General features: G+C 61.8%; 17 protein-coding genes. 6 read left to right on the top strand and 11 right to left on the bottom strand.

All coding sequences use genetic code 11. The features are described from left to right. Positions 1–1,586 (top strand): FtsX-like permease family protein (locus GO014_RS13320; protein WP_157290814.1); only part of this gene is annotated, 1,586 nt, incomplete at its 5' end. Between the two features lie 280 nt (positions 1,587–1,866). On the opposite strand, the gene GO014_RS13315 is transcribed toward GO014_RS13320, so the two are convergent. The 3 genes from GO014_RS13315 to GO014_RS13305 all read right to left on the bottom strand — a co-directional run bounded on the left by GO014_RS13315 (position 1,867) and on the right by GO014_RS13305 (position 4,494). After that, positions 1,867–2,538 carry an outer membrane protein gene (locus tag GO014_RS13315; protein ID WP_157290813.1) on the bottom strand — a complete coding sequence of 224 codons (672 nt, stop codon included), beginning with the start codon at positions 2,536–2,538 and terminating at the stop codon, positions 1,867–1,869. Positions 2,539–2,645: 107 nt separating this feature from the next. Further along, on the bottom strand, positions 2,646–4,130 hold the full coding sequence (locus GO014_RS13310; protein ID WP_157290812.1) for a sigma-54-dependent transcriptional regulator: 1,485 nt from the start codon (positions 4,128–4,130) through the stop codon (positions 2,646–2,648). A gap of 187 nt (positions 4,131–4,317) precedes the next feature. Continuing rightward, positions 4,318–4,494, bottom strand: coding sequence for a YdcH family protein (locus tag GO014_RS13305; protein ID WP_116589984.1), 177 nt, complete (start codon positions 4,492–4,494; stop codon positions 4,318–4,320). 162 nt (positions 4,495–4,656) lie between these two features. Between GO014_RS13305 and GO014_RS13300 the strand changes: the two genes are divergently transcribed. The 3 genes from GO014_RS13300 (at position 4,657) to GO014_RS13290 (ending at position 6,519) form a co-directional block, all read left to right on the top strand. Further along, positions 4,657–4,863, top strand: coding sequence for a YdcH family protein (locus GO014_RS13300; protein ID WP_165836917.1), 207 nt, complete (start codon positions 4,657–4,659; stop codon positions 4,861–4,863). A gap of 74 nt (positions 4,864–4,937) precedes the next feature. Further along, positions 4,938–5,429, top strand: a complete 492-nt coding sequence (gene purE / locus GO014_RS13295) for a 5-(carboxyamino)imidazole ribonucleotide mutase (RefSeq protein ID WP_116589986.1) — start codon at positions 4,938–4,940, stop codon at positions 5,427–5,429. A gap of 4 nt (positions 5,430–5,433) precedes the next feature. Next, complete coding sequence (locus GO014_RS13290; RefSeq protein WP_281351205.1) at positions 5,434–6,519, top strand: 5-(carboxyamino)imidazole ribonucleotide synthase; 1,086 nt, start codon at positions 5,434–5,436, stop codon at positions 6,517–6,519. Positions 6,520–6,523: 4 nt separating this feature from the next. Here GO014_RS13290 and GO014_RS13285 read toward each other — a convergent pair whose 3' ends face one another. Continuing rightward, positions 6,524–7,216, bottom strand: coding sequence for an alpha/beta fold hydrolase (locus GO014_RS13285; protein WP_157290810.1), 693 nt, complete (start codon positions 7,214–7,216; stop codon positions 6,524–6,526). 215 nt (positions 7,217–7,431) lie between these two features. Between GO014_RS13285 and rpsU the strand changes: the two genes are divergently transcribed. Further along, positions 7,432–7,656 carry a 30S ribosomal protein S21 gene (gene rpsU / locus GO014_RS13280; RefSeq protein WP_116589988.1) on the top strand — a complete coding sequence of 75 codons (225 nt, stop codon included), beginning with the start codon at positions 7,432–7,434 and terminating at the stop codon, positions 7,654–7,656. Positions 7,657–7,708: 52 nt separating this feature from the next. Here the strand turns inward: rpsU and GO014_RS13275 are convergent, their stop codons facing one another. The 4 genes from GO014_RS13275 to GO014_RS13260 form a co-directional block, all read right to left on the bottom strand. Continuing rightward, entirely contained in the window at positions 7,709–8,890 is a 1,182-nt protein-coding gene (locus tag GO014_RS13275) for a Bcr/CflA family efflux MFS transporter (protein WP_281351204.1), read from the bottom strand. A 20-nt stretch (positions 8,891–8,910) separates the two neighbouring features. After that, entirely contained in the window at positions 8,911–9,723 is an 813-nt protein-coding gene (locus GO014_RS13270) for an alpha/beta hydrolase (protein WP_157290808.1), read from the bottom strand. Between the two features lie 56 nt (positions 9,724–9,779). Beyond that, the gene (locus tag GO014_RS13265) at positions 9,780–10,418 is read right to left on the bottom strand and encodes a DsbA family oxidoreductase (protein WP_157290807.1); all 639 of its coding nucleotides are present in this window, start codon (positions 10,416–10,418) and stop codon (positions 9,780–9,782) included. A gap of 78 nt (positions 10,419–10,496) precedes the next feature. Beyond that, the gene (locus tag GO014_RS13260; protein WP_157290806.1) at positions 10,497–11,051 is read right to left on the bottom strand and encodes a hypothetical protein; all 555 of its coding nucleotides are present in this window, start codon (positions 11,049–11,051) and stop codon (positions 10,497–10,499) included. 149 nt (positions 11,052–11,200) lie between these two features. Here GO014_RS13260 and GO014_RS13255 point away from each other — a divergent pair, with 149 nt between their 5' ends. After that, positions 11,201–11,413 (top strand): SlyX family protein, encoded by a 213-nt coding sequence (locus GO014_RS13255; protein ID WP_157290805.1) that lies wholly within the window; start codon positions 11,201–11,203, stop codon positions 11,411–11,413. 39 nt (positions 11,414–11,452) lie between these two features. Here GO014_RS13255 and GO014_RS13250 read toward each other — a convergent pair whose 3' ends face one another. From GO014_RS13250 to GO014_RS13240, 3 genes are read right to left on the bottom strand one after another with little or no spacing between them, the layout of a single operon-like run. Continuing rightward, on the bottom strand, positions 11,453–13,030 hold the full coding sequence (locus GO014_RS13250; protein WP_157290804.1) for a hypothetical protein: 1,578 nt from the start codon (positions 13,028–13,030) through the stop codon (positions 11,453–11,455). A 59-nt stretch (positions 13,031–13,089) separates the two neighbouring features. Continuing rightward, positions 13,090–13,698: a LysE family translocator gene (locus GO014_RS13245; protein WP_157290803.1), complete on the bottom strand. Its 609-nt coding sequence runs from the start codon at positions 13,696–13,698 to the stop codon at positions 13,090–13,092. Between the two features lie 39 nt (positions 13,699–13,737). Then, positions 13,738–15,141 (bottom strand): NAD(P)(+) transhydrogenase (Re/Si-specific) subunit beta, encoded by a 1,404-nt coding sequence (locus GO014_RS13240; protein ID WP_343030952.1) that lies wholly within the window; start codon positions 15,139–15,141, stop codon positions 13,738–13,740. Positions 15,142–15,149: the final 8 nt, after the last annotated feature.

The raw sequence follows: 15,149 nt of genomic DNA, 5'->3' as shown, positions 1-15,149 counted from the left end.
TTGGCATGGGCCTGATAATTGTCGCCGGGGCGACTTTGGCGCTGCTGCCCTTGCTCTCGGGCCTGATCGGCATCGATCTGCCGCCGGTGCTGGACGTCCGGTCCATGCTGGTCGCGGGGGCTATCGGTCTGGTTACCGCACTGATCTTTTCATGGGTGCCCTTGCTGCAGGCGCGCGCCGTCCGGCCTGCGCTGCTGTTCCGCGCCGGATCGAGTAGCGCCATGGAGGGACTGGCCTGGCGGGCGATGCTTCAACTCGGCTTCGCTGCGCCGCTGCTGGCCGGCTTTGCTATGCTGTTTGGCCTGACCCTGTTGATTGCCAACGATCTTGTGCTGGTGGCCATCTACTTCGCCGGAACGCTCGTCGCTTTCGCCTTGTTACGCCTCGCGGCCGCCTTGCTGCGGCTCTCATTGATCCGGGTGCCGGCGCCACGCCAGCGCATGTTGCGTCAGGCGATCTCGGCGATCATCCGCCCCGGCGCGCCGACCACGACCGTATTGGTCTCAATGGGGATGGGTCTTTCGCTGCTCCTGCTGATCGTCACCACCCAGTCCAACATCAACGACCAGATCGCCACCGAGGTTGGCGCCGAGGCGCCCGACTTCGTGCTGCTGGACATGGATCGAAATGAACTTGCTGCGCTCGAAGCTTTCGTCGCCGGGACGGAGCAGATCGAGGCGCTGACGACAACTCCCATGCTGCGGGGCGTCATCACCGAACTGAACGGAAATCCTGCGCCCTCAAGCGACGACGTGCCGCGCGACGTCGCCGACATGTTCCGCGGGGATACGGCTCTCACCTGGTCCGCAACAGTCCCGCCCGGGACCGTGATCGATGAGGGCGAGTGGTGGGTGGAAAATTATGCGGGCGACCCGCAGGTCTCGCTCAGCACCGAAATGCGGGACGCGCTGAACCTTGAACTGGGTGATACGGTCACCCTCTCGATCGCAGGGCGGCCGCTGACGCTGACCATTGCCAGCTTCCGCGCCATCGATTGGCGCAGCCCGGAGTTCAATTTCCGCATTATCGCGTCGCCCGGACTGATCGAGAGCGCACCACAATCCTATTTCGGCACCATCAAGACATTGCCTGGCGCCGCGCCGGCCATTGAGGCTGGCCTGATTGCTGACTTGCCCCAACTGACCTTCGTGCCCGTGGGGGATGCTCTTGCGCGCGTCCAGTCCGTATTTGACGGGCTGATAAGCGCCATTGCCCTCGTCAGTGGTACCGCCGTTATTGCCGGTGTGCTCGTCCTGGCCGGCGCGCTCAGTGTGGGCCGTCAGCAGCGCGAGGCCGATGCAGTTGTCATGAAGGTTCTTGGGGCCCGGCGCGGCTTTGTGATCATGGCGTTTCTGATTGAGTATGCTCTCCTGGGTGCCATCGCAGCGATCCTGGCGGGCCTCATCGCCCTCTTCGGGGCCTGGTCTGCCTCAACCTTCCTGCTCGAAATCGGCTTCGCCGTGCAGCCGCTGCAATTGGGCCTGCTGGCTGCTGGCATCATTCTTGTCACGACCGCAACGGGCGCTGCCACGACCTGGTCCGCCATGTCCGCCAGGCCCGCTGATCTCCTGCGGGAAGAGGGTTAGCTCAGACGCCTATCGGCCCATGCTCAGCCTAATGACCCCATCAAGCCCGCGGTCACTTGCGACAAGCCGGTTCGTGCCACCCTCGGCGATATGGCGGGTGACTGCCCGCTCGACCAAATGAACCGGCAGTTCACAGTACCGGCGAACAGGTCCTGGTTCTCCGATTTCGCCCATGCGGTGGCATGGGCGGGCTTGCTTGCCCATGAAGCAGCGTCAGGAGCAGCTGCAACGACGCCTGAGGCGGGACCATCAATGGTCTCGACAGGGCCGAGGCCACTTGTCAGAACTTGTAGTTGACGCCGGCGCGGACCAGCGAGAAGCGCTGGGAGATGTCGCGATTGCCGGTGGGGAGCCCCGCATAGGACTGCTCGCCCAGATCGACGTAGAGATATTCAGCCTTGATGGAGATATTGGCGGTGGCTTGCGCCTCAAGGCCAAGGCCGGCGGTCCAGCCGAAATGATTGGCCGATTGCGAGGTGATGACGCCAGTGCTTTCCTGCGCCACGCCACGGCCGAACGCCAGACCGCCCGTGGCATAGGGCATGACCTGGCCTACGGTGACGCCGGCGCGACCGCGCACAGTGCCGAAGAAATCTGTCTTGGCTTCGAAAGTGCCGCCGGCGATGGGTTCGTTGTAGCCGATGCTGGCCCAATGCAGATCGGCTTCGCCGCCGACAACGAAGCCGCCCATGTCAATGTTGTAGCCGGCCTGGCCGCCCAGACTCCAGCCGGCGCTGTTATTGCTGGCCTGGCCTCCGGCCAGAGCGGGGCTGTTGGTGGTCGTGCCCCAGGCATAGCCGCCACTCAGGCCCGCATAGAAGCCGGTCCATTGGGTGGCGCTGGACGAACCGTAGATGGGCGAGGTGGCATTGCTGTTCCAGTTGAGGTCGGCGGCCTGCGCTGCAGTTGACGCCACCATAAGGGCAAGAAGGGCAATGGCTGAGTGTCGCATGGAAGCCTCGCTGGTTAAGACATTGGCGACATTTCGCGCCATTTTCTTAACGGCCCGGTAAGCAACACGGTTAACGGGGCAGCTTTCCAATCAATTTGCGATCGGTGTCAGGCGGCGTCGTTGATCAGCCCCTCCGCCATGCCGTATTCGTGCAGCTTGCGGTAAAGGGTTGAGCGGCCGATGCCGAGCGCCCGGGCCACGCGCGACATGCGGCCGCCGTGATGCTCGATGGCAAAGGCAATGGCTTCGCGCTCGATGTCCGAGAGCGGCTGGAGGTCACCGCGGTCCGAGAGAAACCGATCACGCACGGCGGGGGGCGCGTGTTCCACAGGCGGACGGGCGGTCGCCGCGTCGATATGGACCGGTTCGGTCAGTTCAACCACTCTGGTGACTGCGCGCATGGCTTCCTCACGTCCAGCGGCCTGGGCCAGCACTTGTGGGAAATCCTGGGTTTCGAGAAAGGCACCATCGCTGAGTACGATGGCGCGATAGATGGCGTTTTCGAGCTGGCGTACATTGCCCGGCCAGTCATATTTGCCCAGCAATTCGGTGACTGCTGGGGAGACGCCCAGCACGCGCTTGCCGGCCTCGGCCGAGAAGCGGGCGATGAAGTGATCGGTCAGGGCCGGCAGGTCCTCGAGCCGCTCGCGCAGGGGCGGCACATAGATTGGGAAGACATTGAGCCGGTAATACAGATCCTCGCGGAACTCGCCGGATTTGGCCAGGTTGAGCAGACGGCGATTGGTAGCCGAGATCAGCCGCACATTGACCTTTTCGGGCTTGCTCGCCCCCACCGGCTCGATCTCGCCATCCTGCAGTGCACGAAGCAATTTGACCTGGGTGTCGAGCGGCAGTTCGCCCACCTCGTCGAGGAACAGAGTGCCGCCATGCGCCTCGGCGAATTTTCCGGACTGGTCGGCATGGGCCCCGGTAAAGGCCCCCTTCTTGTGGCCGAACAGCACCGATTCCACCAGATTGGGCGGAATGGCGCCGCAATTGACGGTGATGAAGGGCTTTCCGGCCCGGTCGCCAGTGCCCTGAATAATGCGCGCCACCAATTCCTTGCCGACCCCGCTCTCGCCTTCAATGAGCACCGGGATATTGCTCTTGGCGGCCTTGGCGCAAAGCGTGATGACGCGGCCCATGGCGGGCGCGGCGGCAATCATGTCTTTCTGGCTGAAGGTGCCGGCCTTGCGCGCATGCTCGGCGCGAATGGCGGCTTCGAGGGCATCCAGTTTCATCGCGTTGCGCAGCGAAATGATCAGTCTTTCGGGCGCCACCGGCTTGACGAAGTAGTCGGCCGCGCCTTGGCGCATGGCCGAAATCACTGTTTCGAGCGAGGCATTGGCGGTCTGGATGATGACTGGGGTTGTGAGCCCTTCCTTGCGCATCGCTTCCAACACGCCCATGCCGTCGAGATCGGGCATGACCAGGTCCAGGATCATGGCCCCGAGCTGGGGATCCTCACGCAGAATGGAGAGCGCCTGTTCGCCGCCGGTTGCGGTAATCGGCTTGAAGCCGGCGCGGTTGGCGACTTCCGAGGTCAATCGCAATTGCACCGGATCATCGTCCACGACCAGAACACGCGTCATATTTACCCCAGATCAGAAATCCTACCGGCACGAATCGAGTTGTGCCGTTTTGGGAATGACGATGCCCACTGCGCCTTAAGAGGATGTTAATCCTAGCGATTTTTGCCTGGGCCACGGGCAATGAAAAAGGGCCGCGGCGCGAAGCCGGGACCCTCCAGAGCTCTAAGCGAGTTGTTTTGATGCTGCCTTATTGCCGCGTGGCGCCCTGGAGCTTGTGGAGTTCGTCCTTCACTTCGAGTTTCTTGCGCTTGAGGGCGGCGACCATGAGGTCGTCGGCAAGCCGGTTCTGGGTTTCGGTCTGGATCATCCGATCCAATTCCTGATGGCGGCGTTCAAGCGCGGCGATGTGGCCTTCAGTCGTCATAACAACTCCTTTCAGCGTGTTGGACACGGGTATCGTCACAAATAATTCATGCTTTGTCGACGCCGTTTGCGGTGGCTCCGGAATTGGGATGCAAAACTTCTCGTGATCGGTTAACCAAGGCTAAGAATTGGCGTCTGAATTGTCCGGTACATCATGCTGTCGCTGACCAAGGAACAGGAAACCCAGTTGGGGATCGAACTGGCCACAAAACGCCAGGAACACGCCGATCTCGATGCGGCGATCCATACTTTGGTGCAGTCGAAGATGGCGGATCGGATGTTGTTGCAGCGGCTCAAGAAGCGGAAGCTTTCGCTCAAGGACCGGATCGTCCAGCTCGAAAATATCCTATTGCCCGATATCATCGCCTGAACACCCGGACGCCTTGAGTTGTGGCAGGAATTGGGCTAATTGCGCGCTTTGCGGAGCGGCACGGGGGAATCGCCATGCTCAAGCCACCGGTTGCCATCGTCATGGGCAGCCAATCGGATTGGCCCACCATGCGGTTGGCCGCCGAAACCCTCGAAAATCTCGAAGTGGAATATGAGGCGCGCATCGTCTCGGCGCATCGCACGCCCGAACGCATGGTGGATTTTGCCACCAATGCTCGGGATGAGGGGGTCAAGGTCATCATCGCAGGCGCCGGGGGCGCAGCCCATTTGCCAGGCATGATCGCGGCGATGACCAGCTTGCCGGTGTTCGGCGTGCCGGTGCGGTCCAAGGCCCTGTCGGGCATGGACAGTCTCTATTCCATCGTACAAATGCCTGGGGGGGTGCCGGTGGGTACGTTGGCCATCGGCGAGCCCGGCGCCATCAATGCGGCGCTGTTGGCTGCGGCCGTCCTGGCCCTGAGCGATGACGACCTTGCCGATCGGCTTGATGCCCACCGCGCGCGTCAGACCCAGGCCGTGCCACAATTTCCGTCCGATCTCGAGTAGTGTCTTGACTGTAAATCCGACCATTCTGGCTCCTGGCTCCACCATTGGCATTCTGGGCGGCGGGCAACTCGGGCGCATGCTGGCGCTGGCGGCCGCCAGGCTTGGCCTAAAGAGCCACATCTATTGCCCTGATCCGCAGAGCCCGGCCTTTGATGTGACGCCGTTCAGGACAATTGCGGCCTATGACGATGCCGAGGCGCTCAAGGCCTTTGCGGCCCAGGTTGATGTCGTCACCTATGAATTCGAGAACGTGCCGGCGCCCACAGCCGAGGTGCTGGCGGGTCTCAAGCCGCTGCGACCCGGCGCCAATGCGCTGGCTATTTCGCAGGACCGGCTGGCGGAAAAGGGCTTTCTCGCCTCCAAGAACATTCCCGTGGCGCCCTATCGGGCAGTGCACAGCCTTGACGATCTAAAGGCAGCTGTCGGCGAACTGGGGCTGCCGGCGGTGCTCAAGACGACGCGGCTGGGCTATGACGGCAAGGGGCAAAGGGTGCTGCGTGCGCCCGAGAATGCCGAGGCGGCTTTCAATGAACTGAAGCCGCACCCGCTGGTGCTCGAGGGATTTGTGCCCTTCGAGAAGGAAATTTCGGTGGTGGTGGCGCGCGGGCTGGATGGCACTGTGCGGGCTTTCGATGCTGCGGAGAATGTGCATCGGGATCATATTCTGTTCACTTCGACCGTGCCGGGCGACATCGCGCCGGGCGTTGCCAAACATGCGGCCATGCTGGCCAAGGTGATCGTGGTGGCGCTTGATTACGTGGGCGTTCTGGGCGTCGAGTTTTTTGTTGTTGGCGGGGAGCGTCCAGCTCTGCTGGTCAATGAGATCGCCCCGCGCGTGCATAATTCAGGGCACTGGACCGAGGCTGTATGCCTGACCGACCAGTTCGAGCAGCATATTCGCGCCATTGCCGGATGGCCGCTGGGTGATCCGCAACGCATGGCTGATGTGGTCATGCAGAACCTGATCGGGGACGAGGTCGATCAGGTGCCGAACGGGATCGATGGCGACACGCAACCGCATCTTTACGGCAAGGCAGAAGCCCGGCCCGGCCGCAAGATGGGACACATCAATAGGATCGTTCGCGGCTAAGGCGTTATCGGTTCAGCCACGCGTTCATCGCTTCGGCTACCGCTTCTGGATTTTCCAGTGTCGGGATATGACCGGCGTCGGGAAAGATCACCAGTTCGGCGTCTGGGATCTGTTCGGCCATTTCTTCGGAAAGCGGCAAGGGGATGAGTTTGTCCTCCGAACCCACGCCGACCAGAGTAGGGACGCCAATGTCCTTGAGGCAAGGCCGGGAATCGATGCGTGCCATGATGGCTGTCTGCTGGCGCAGGTAAGTGTCGGTTCCGACTCGCATGGCCATGTCATGAACCTGATCGGCGACCGGGCCGTCGAGGTGTGTTGGCGCCAGCAGGCCGGGCAGGGCCATGCGTGACACAAGGGCCGACTTGCCCTGCCGCACCAGTTCCATTTCCGCCAAGCGGGCCTGTTTGCGTTCGTCAGTGTCGGGGCGGGCATTGGTGTCGAGCAGGGCCAGATGGGTCACGCGTTCCGGCGCCTGGCGCATGATTTCGAGCGCCACATAGCCCCCCATCGACAGGCCGGCCAGGGCGAAGCGTGGCGGGGCGGCAGCCAGGACGCGGGTGGCCATGCCGGCGATGGTATCGTCGATTGACACGTCGGCAATGACAGGAGCGATGTTGCCGCCAAGGTGCGGAATAACCAGCTGATAGAGAAAGCCATCGCATCTCAATCCGGGTACCATGACGAGGGGTTGAAACATGTCGGCCTCCAGCACATTGATGGCTCAGGGGTAGTCTTTGGCGAGAGAACCCACAAGATGCCCGCATTTTTCCGCGCGACGAGTGTGGACAGCTTTCCAATGTTGGGCTATAGAGCGCGCCACGGTGACCGGCTGGGCTGGTCGGCGGGGTGGCTTTTATGGCCATGCCGTTTTCATCCATACAGTTTGCATAGCTTTGAAAGGGCGGTTGACCTTTGCAAGTAGTCGTTCGCGATAACAATGTTGACCAGGCGCTGCGCGCACTGAAGAAGAAGCTGCAGCGTGAAGGTGTCTTCCGCGAGATGAAGCTGCGCAACTATTACGAGAAGCCTTCCGAGAAGAAGGCTCGCCAGAAGGCCGAAGCTGTGCGCCGTGCGCGCAAGCTGGCCCGTAAGCGTGCGCAGCGCGAAGGCGGCATCGTGGCCACTGGCCGCAATTAATCGCTTCGAAGCATTTTCGAATTGAACGTCGTCCCTTGTGGGGCGGCGTTTTTTATTGTCCGGGATAGCGACGGCGGTGCCAGAGCGCGACAATAATCGCCAGCACGGCTAGGGCCGGCAGCACGCTGACCATTGCCGTTCGCGCATCGGGGAAGAGCGCAATGGCCAGGACCGAAGCGAAGAAGCCGCCACCCATCTGGAAGAAGCCGGTCATCGCGCCTGCAGCGCCCGCGATATGCCCGTATCGGGCCATGGCGCTGGCTGTTGCGCTGGGTCCGATAGCGGCCAGGGCCAGCATCCAGAGGCTCACCGGAAGCATCGTGGCCAGCACTGCATCGGGATAGAGGCGAGGCGCAATGGCAAAGCCGGCGCCACCTAGGGCCAGGAATCCCAATCCCATCAGAATGAGCGCAGGGCCGTCGAGGCGCCGTGCCATCCGGCCAGCGATAATATTGCCGGTGATGAAGGAGGCGGTCTGGATCAGCATGGCCATGGCGAACTGGAATGGCGTCAGCCCGATCTGATCAATGAGGATGAAGGGCAGCAGCGCAGCGAAGCCATAAAAACCACCAAACGACAGGGCCAGGACCAATGCCGGCATAAGAAAGTCGGGCGCGGCGAGCAGGCGACCATAATTGGTCAGCACCCTTCGCGGATGCAGGGGGACGCGGGCTTCTGCAGGCAGGGTTTCGCGGGCGCCAAGACCGAGCAGGGCAATCACGGCCAGACCGAAACCTGCCATGATGACAAACATCAGGTGCCAAGATCCCAGAAAGAGCATGACGCTGCCCAGGGTCGGTGCCACGGCGGGCGCGACGGTCAGGATCAGATTGACCATGGTGAGGATGCGTATGGCATCCATGCCGACGAACTGGTCGCGCACCATGGCCCGGGACAGGGCCACACCGGCCGAGACGCCCAGGCCCTGCAGCAGGCGTCCGAGCAGGAGCATTTCCAGGGTCGGCGCCAGGGCGCAGACCAGCGAGCCGAGCACATAAATGGCGAAAAACGCCATTCCGACCCAGCGGCGGCCGAAACGATCCGATAGCGGCCCACAGAGCAATTGCGATATGGCGAAGGCTGCGAAATAGACCGTCATGGTCAGCTTGCCGCCTGCATCAGTGGCGCCCAGATCCGCCACGATCGAGGGCAGGGCGGGCCCATAAAGCGTCAGGCTGAGCGGGCCCGTAGTCACCATCAGTCCGCCAATGATAGCGGTCCGCCTGGAGGACATGCCCAGTCGGCGCGGCGGTTTCACCGGTTCATCGCGCGGTCAAAGAAGGGTTTGGCACGATCCCAGATGCCGGCGTCCCAGAGGTCGGAGTGCCCGGCACCATCGACGATCCAAAGCTCATCCGGGTTGGGAGCGCGGGCATAGAGGCGTTCCCCATTGGTGACATCGATGGTGCGGTCGGCAGTGCCATGCGCCACCAGAACTGGTTCGCTGACATCTTCAATCCAGTGATCGTTGCGAAACTGATCCTGCATGACCAGCGCGACCGGCAAGATGGGATAGCGTTCGGCGGCAACATTGAGGGCTGAGAGGAAAGGTGTTTCGAGCAGCAAGGCAACCGCTTCGCGTTGGCTGGCGACATAGCTGGCCGGGCCCGACCCAAGCGAACGGCCCCAGATCAGGATGGGGGCGTCGGATTTCGCGTCCAGCCAGTCATAGGCGGCCAATGCGTCTGCCAGAATATTGGTCTCGGAGATTTCGCCGCGTGAGGCCGGAAAGCCGCGATAGTCGAAGGCGAGGAAACCATAGCCGTCGGCCGCGAAGCGCTCATAACGCTCGCTTTCTTCTGTGAAGCTGCTGGAATTGCCCTTGTAGTAGACAATGACCGGCATGCCGGGCCGAGGTGGCGCATACCAGCCTGCAACTGTCTCGCCATCACTGGGGATCAGCACCTCCTGCGCATTGGTGAGCGCGGTATCGGTGAGGGCAAGGACCTCGCCCTGCGCGTCATATTGCAGGGCGCGCTGATTGAAGTACATGTAAGCTATCACGCCAACATAGCCCGTTACGATGAGGATCAGCAGGGCAAGCAGCAGACGGCGGAGCAACTTCAATTCTGGGGTCCCTTTCAAGGCGATTTGCGCTCACTATAGCAGGGCGCAAAGACTTGTCAGAGTTCCGAAATGATCTTGTCGAGCGCCTGAGCGAAAACCTCGTCGGGTTGCGCGCCGGACAATGCATATTTCTGGCCAAAGACAAAAAACGGCACGCCGCGTATTCCCTGTTCGGCGGCACTCGCGGCCAGCTGGGCGGTCACCTCGAGCTCATGCTCGTCATTGAAGGCATCAAGCGCGTCGCCACGATCCCAGCCATGCTCGACCGCAATATCGCAGAGCACCTGGTCGTCATTGATGGACTTGTACTCCAGGAAATGGGCATCGGTGATGGCTTTGGCGAGCTCGTGCTGATTGCCATTGGGTTTGGAGAGGCGGATGAGCGTGTGCGCCTTTGTGGTGCTATAGCGGCGATCCTGCTTGCTCAAATCCAGTGAGATGCCGAGCTTGGCCGCCTCGCCTTCAACGCGGGCGTACATTTCCTCTGGCTCGCGGCCGTATTTCTCGCGGAGCATTTCGTGGACATTGACGCCCTCGGGCGGCGTATTGGGATCGAGAAAGTAGGGATGGTGCTCAAGTTCGATGTCGACATCATCGGGAAGCCGGGAAATCGCCTGATCAAGCCTTGCCGAGCCAATAAGGCACCAGGGGCAGACCACATCGGTGAACACGTCGATCTTGAGCAACTTGGTCATTACGGCCTCCGGACAAAAAACTGCCGCCCAGATGGCGGTCCGGGCGGCGGCTGGCAAGAGGGAACTTTGAGGTAACTGCTAGGCAGCAGGCTGGGTGTGGCCCGACTGCATAAGCGCGAAGGGCGGGCTATAGGCAGCGGCGATGGTCAAACCCAGAGCTGCGCCGGTGCCGGTAAGGGCCAGCATCGGCGCCATCAACCAGCCAGCCAGCGGCGCGGCAGAGCCGACGCGCTGAATAGCCGCCAGGGTACTCAAAAACATGGCCGTGCAGACCAGACCCAGTTGCAGGGAATCGAGCAGGGGCGTGAAGAAAGGCAGCAGGCTGTAGAGGATGGTCAGGCCGATCAGCCATTGACGCGCAGTTCCGCGGACCACCTGCTCTGTGAGTGCCCAAAAGGCGGCACCCAGAAGTGCAAGCTGGACCAGATGCAGGGCCGCGCCGCCCCAGTGAGGGAGGCCAAATGGGGCAAAAAAGTTCGGGATCATCCCGAAGGCGCCAGCTGCAAGATGGATTAACCCAAAGGCCCCAAGGGGCAGGCTCACGCAGACGACAAGCCGCGCCGCAGATTGCGATGCGGTCATGGTATCGAGGTGGCCGTGAGCGGCCTGATCGAGCATTGCTGTGGTGGCCATTTTGCGGCTCCCCGTGGGCGGATCGTGCTCCATCAATGGCTGGCGCGGTTGAAGGGTTCCGCTTACGTCAATCTGCCGGCGAAGGTCACGCCCCTTGAAGATAGAGGGAAACCCCCGTATTCCGGGCGTTCCAGGTATGGAGAAGGCCCATGAGCAGTGCCGAACACAATGAGCGGATCGACGCGTTGGAAACACGCATCGCCTATCAGGACCAGACTATTGAGGAGCTTAATGCGGCGCTGACGGCACAATGGCAGAGCATCGATCTCTTGACCAAGAAACTGGCCATGCTCGAGGAACAAATGCGTTCTGGCAGCTATATCGCCGATCCGGCGACGGAACGACCGCCGCCGCATTATTGATGGTTTCCGCTCGCACGTATTCGTCGAATGGCCTGAAAATCAGGGCGCGGACCTTTCCAGCCCCACTGCGTCGCGAAACACGGTAATGTGATCGGCCGGCGGTTCGTCGGCCGGTGAGGTGTCTGTCCAGTAGAAGTTGTGGGTAAACAGCCGCCAGCCCAGCCGCCCCCAGGTGATTTCGACTTTTCGGTCACTGATGCCGGGCCCGAACCGATCTGCGCCGGACAAAGGCCCCGAAATGGCGTCGCCCAGCAGAAACAGTGGGCTCTCGATCCGGTCGAAAAGATTGGTCCAGCGCACCACCGAGAACACGGCGGCATGGTGGGCGACAGGGCCCTTTTGCGGATCTGGATAGATGGTGCCGCGCATCTCGTCATAGGCCTGTGGGGGCGAAGTGGGCAGGACGCGCTCGGTCTTCATGCGGGTAAAATCGGCGCTGCCATCGGTTACGAGAAATTCGGCGCTGGAGAGAGGCGAACCAAGTGTCACGAGATCGGAAATCTTCCATCCCGACTGTGACTCGGAGCCAGCCTGTCCCTTCTGCAGGCGCAGGGCCTCGTAAACCTTCCATTGCAGGGCCTGGTATTGTGCAATCTGTTCGCTGTTCCAGGCCTGCGAGGGCGCGTTGGACACGAAGTCATCCAGCGCTGAAAAGGCGGCCAGGGCGTCCGGGCCCGGCGGGTTATCCTTGGTAGGACCCACCTCGCGCCAGAGGATATGGAGCAGATCATAGGCCAGGACCGACCCCAGCGAGTGCGCAACCACGACGATGCGGTCATATTCGCGGTCCTCATGCAGGGCCTTGAGCAGGGCGAGGCCGCGATTGCGAACACCCTGCCGGCTCTGCACGGTTTCGGTCTGGGCCGAGAGATAGCTGGCCGCGTCTCCGAAATAGGGCAGTAGCAGCGTCGCGGCGAGGTAAGCTAACGTGCCCAAGAGCATCAGATTGGCGACATGGCCGTTCCACCCAAAGCTGTCGAGAATGCCGATGGCGACGACGAACACCAGCATTTGTCGTGGCAGCCGCTTGATGAAGGAGAGCGGGGTGAAGAATTTGGGAAGCAGGATAAGGGCCAAAGCCGTGATGCTAATGACATGGCCGCGCCAGGCATCGGGCGAGACGAAACGGTCGAACCAAGGGGTGTCGAGAACCTGGGGCAATGCCAGAATGGCGGCGAGGGCGCTGATGACAGCCAGAACCGTCAGCAGCCAGAACACCACCCAGGGCCAGCGCATATGTCTTGGCACCTGAGCAGGGTCGATCCAGAGCAGCCTTCGAATCCAGCGCCATAGATTGCGCATGGGCGTGGCATTGAGCAGATCGGCATAATAGAGCTCGAAAAAGTCGGTGCGCCGCCCATTGTGCTCGGGGGTCGTGATGCGCTGCAACTCGTAAAGGCCGCTCTTGTCATCGGGCACGATCCAGATGGGACGTGGCCGCGGATAGGCCTCGTCTGGCGTATCAAGTTGCGGATTGTCCTGCCAGAGGGCGTGGACGAAGTCGCGAATGGTACCCATGGGGCGCTGCTCGCCCTGACCGTGAACGATGACAATCGCCTGGCGCCGGATTGGCTCAGGCTTGGGCGCTGTAGTCCGTTTGCGCGTTGTTCTGGCCATAGTCCTCCCCCGTGGAGTGGGAGACTATGCCAAGCCGGGCTAGGAGAAAACCGGTTGCCTTATAGAGCTGTCGAATAGGCGACCCAGCCGGCCACTCCGATCAACAGCGTGGCAAAGACCGCCCCCATGACCTGGCGCCGCGCGGGGACTGTCAACAAGGGCTGGACTGTGCCGGCGAGTAGCACCACGCCGGCATGTACCAGTGTCGCCACGACCACATAGACCGTGCCGAACAGCAGAGCTTCGCGCGTGGTGGCGGTCGAGAGAAAGCCGGGCATGACCGTGAAGTAGAACAGGGCGGCCTTGGGGTTGAGCAGATTGGTGATCAGTCCGCGCAGGAAAAAGCGTCGTGCTCCCTCGCTTGGATCAAGGGCATCAATGGGCATGCGGGAATTGCGCCAGGCTTCCCAGGCGAGATAGAGCAGATAGGCCACGCCGGTCCACCGCAAAATCTGATAGAGCCAGGGTTGCTCGAGCACCAGCGTGCCGAGGCCGAAAACAGCCAACAGGCCAAGCCCGGCCAGGCCCAGCGCGACCCCTGCGACAGCCGCCAGGCCAGCAACGCGGCCTCGGTCGGCAGCCAGGATGGCAAGATAGGCCATGTTGGGGCCAGGGGTGAGCTCGATCAACAAGCTTGCCAGCGCAAATGCAAGAAGCGCGGCGCTCATGGCCGCGCTTCCCAATTGTTGTCTGGTGCCACCAAGGCCCTAGTGGCCGAACGCCTTGACGATGTCTTCGGTGACTTTCTTGGCGTCGCCGAACAGCATCATGGTGTTGTCGCGGAAGAACAATTCGTTCTGCACACCGGCATAACCGGCGGCCATGCCACGCTTGATGAACAGTACCGTGCCCGCATCTTCGACATTGAGAACCGGCATGCCGTAAATCGGCGAGGTCTTGTCGGTCTTTGCCGAGGGGTTGGTCACGTCATTGGCGCCGATGACGAAGGCCACGTCTGACTGGGCGAATTCGGAGTTGATGTCTTCCAGCTCAAAGACTTCGTCATAAGGGACGTTGGCTTCGGCCAAGAGCACGTTCATGTGCCCCGGCATACGGCCCGCCACCGGATGGATCGCGTATTTGACCTCTACGCCCTCGGCCTTGAGCAGGTCAGTCATCTCACGCAAAGCGTGTTGGGCCTGGGCGACGGCCATGCCGTAGCCGGGCACAATGATAACCTTGCTGGCATTCTTCATCAGGAATGCCGCGTCGTCGGCGGCGCCCTGCTTGACCGGACGATCATCCTCGCCAGCGGCCGCGCCGCCGGAGGTGTCGCCACCAAAGCCACCCAGGATAACCGAGATGAACGAGCGGTTCATGGCCCGGCACATGATGTAGCTCAGGATGGCGCCCGAGGAGCCGACCAGCGCGCCGGTGATGATGAGCGCCGTGTTGCCCAGGGTGAAACCGATGCCGGCCGCAGCCCAACCCGAATAGGAATTGAGCATGGACACTACAACCGGCATGTCAGCGCCGCCGATGGGGATGATCATCAGCCCGCCCAGCACGAGTGCGAGAACAGTGATCAGCCAGAACAGCCAGGGATTGCCGGTGACGGTGAAGGCCCAAACCAGCAGCACGATGGCCACACCCATGGCGATGTGAATGAGATGGCGCATCGGCAGGATGATCGGCTTACCGCTCATATTGCCGTTGAGCTTGGCGAAGGCGATGACGGAACCTGTGAAGGTGAAGGCGCCGATGGCTGTGCCGATCGACATTTCAACCAGCGCTTGGGCATGGACCGCCCCTACTTCACCGATGCCGAAGGCTTCTGGCGCATAGAGGGCGGCGGCGGCGACGAAGACGGCGGCCAGACCCACCAGCGAGTGGAAGGCGGCGACGAGCTGGGGCATGTCGGTCATCTTGACCGAGCGCGCGATATAGGCGCCGATGCCACCACCCAGGGCGAGACCGCTGATAATCAACAGCCAGCTCATGAAGTCGCTGGGTGCAGCCACCATCAGCGTGGTGACCACGGCGATGCCCATACCGATCATGCCAAAAAGATTGCCCTGGCGCGATGAGGAGGGGTGGGACAGGCCCCGGAGGGCCAGGATGAACAGAACGCCCGAAACCAGATAGAGAAGGGCGGCGATGTTTGCGTCGATCATTTCGA

The sequence above is a fragment of the Devosia marina genome (assembly GCF_009758415.1).
Lineage (GTDB): Bacteria > Pseudomonadota > Alphaproteobacteria > Rhizobiales > Devosiaceae > Devosia > Devosia marina.
The sequence above is the reverse complement of the archived record's forward strand: the minus strand, read 5'-3'. Positions and strand labels throughout refer to the sequence as shown.